This is a genomic window from Pseudomonas sp. CGJS7, assembly GCF_036961695.1.
Genome location: NZ_JBAMDI010000293.1, coordinates 1 through 1,474, shown reverse-complemented (window position 1 = coordinate 1,474; position 1,474 = coordinate 1). Strand labels below are relative to the sequence as shown.

Genomic DNA, 1,474 nt, shown 5'->3' with positions numbered 1-1,474 from the left:
GATCTGGGCGCAGGTGCTGCACTTGGAGCAGGTTGGCCTGGGCGACAACTTCTTCGAACTGGGAGGGCATTCGCTGTTGGCTACCCAGGTGTTCTCGCGTCTGCGCGAGCTAGGCATCGACGCACCGCTCAAGACGCTGTTCGAGCAGGCCAGCCTGCAGGGCTTCGTCGCCAGCCTGCCAGCACCGTCGTTGGCGGCGCGGGCTCCGGCCATCCGGCCGACGCCGCGCGATGCGGCGCTGCCGGTGTCCTATGCCCAGCAACGCCAGTGGTTCCTCTGGCAGCTGGAGCCACACAGCAGCGCCTACCACATCCCCATGGTCCTGCGCCTGAAAGGCAGCCTCGATCGTGCGGCGCTGCAACACAGCTTCAATGCGCTGGTCGAGCGTCATGAGGCCCTGCGTACTCGCTTCGTCGAAAGCGACGAGGGCATCGTCCAGGTGATCGAGCGCTCTGCTGCGCTGGTCATCGCCCATGAACGACTGGCGGACGAGGCGACCCTTCAGGCGCGTGTCGCTGAGGAGATCCGCCAGCCGTTCGACCTGGCCCGCGGCCCGCTGCTGCGGGTCCGTCTGCTGGAGCTGGCGGCCGACGACCAGGTGCTGGTGCTGACTCAGCACCATATCGTCTCGGATGCGGCGTCCATGCAGCTGATGGTCGGCGAACTGATCGATGGCTATGCCCGCCATCGCGAGGGCGATGCCGCCCCACTGCCTGCCCTGGCGCTGCAATATGCCGACTACGCCCGTTGGCAGCGTGAATGGATGGAGGCTGGCGAGCGTGAGCGGCAACTGGCCTACTGGGTCGGGCAACTGGGCAGCGAGCAGGATGTGCTGGCCTTGCCGCTGGACCGCCCGCGTCCTGCCGAGCAGAGCTATCGCGGCGCCCAGCTCGACCTGGCCGTGCCGTCGGCGTTGAAGGACGGTCTCGAGGCGTTGGCCCGCCGCCAGGGCGCGACCCTGTTCATGGTGCTGCTGGCGTCGTTCCAGGCCTTGCTGCATCGCTACAGTGGCCAGCGCGACATCCGCGTCGGCGTGCCGGTGGCCAACCGCAACCGGGTCGAGACCGAAGGGCTGATCGGCTTCTTCGTCAACACCCAGGTACTGCGTGCCGATATCGATCCACGCCAGCCGTTCGGCGTGCTGCTGCAACAGGTGCGTCAGGCTGCGCTGGGCGCCCAGGCGCACCAGGACCTGCCGTTCGAGCAACTGGTGGATGCGCTGGCACCGACCCGCAGCCTCAGCCACAGCCCGTTGTTCCAGGTGATGTTCAACCACCAGGCCGCCGCGCTCGCGCCGGTACGCGCCGTGCCAGGCTTGGCGGTCCAGGCCATGGCCTGGGACAACGACACCACGCAGTTCGACCTGAGCCTGGACACCTGCGAGACCGATGAAGGGCTGAGCGCTTCGCTGATCTACGCCACTGACCTGTTCGACCAGGCCACCATCGTACGCCTGGGTGAGCATTGGCTGAAC

The 1,474-nt window shown here is 67.3% G+C and carries 1 protein-coding gene; it reads left to right on the top strand.

Translation table 11 applies throughout. The features are described 5' to 3' along the window. Positions 1-1,474 (top strand): condensation domain-containing protein (locus tag V7787_RS52750; protein ID WP_336095447.1); only part of this gene is annotated, 1,474 nt, incomplete at both ends.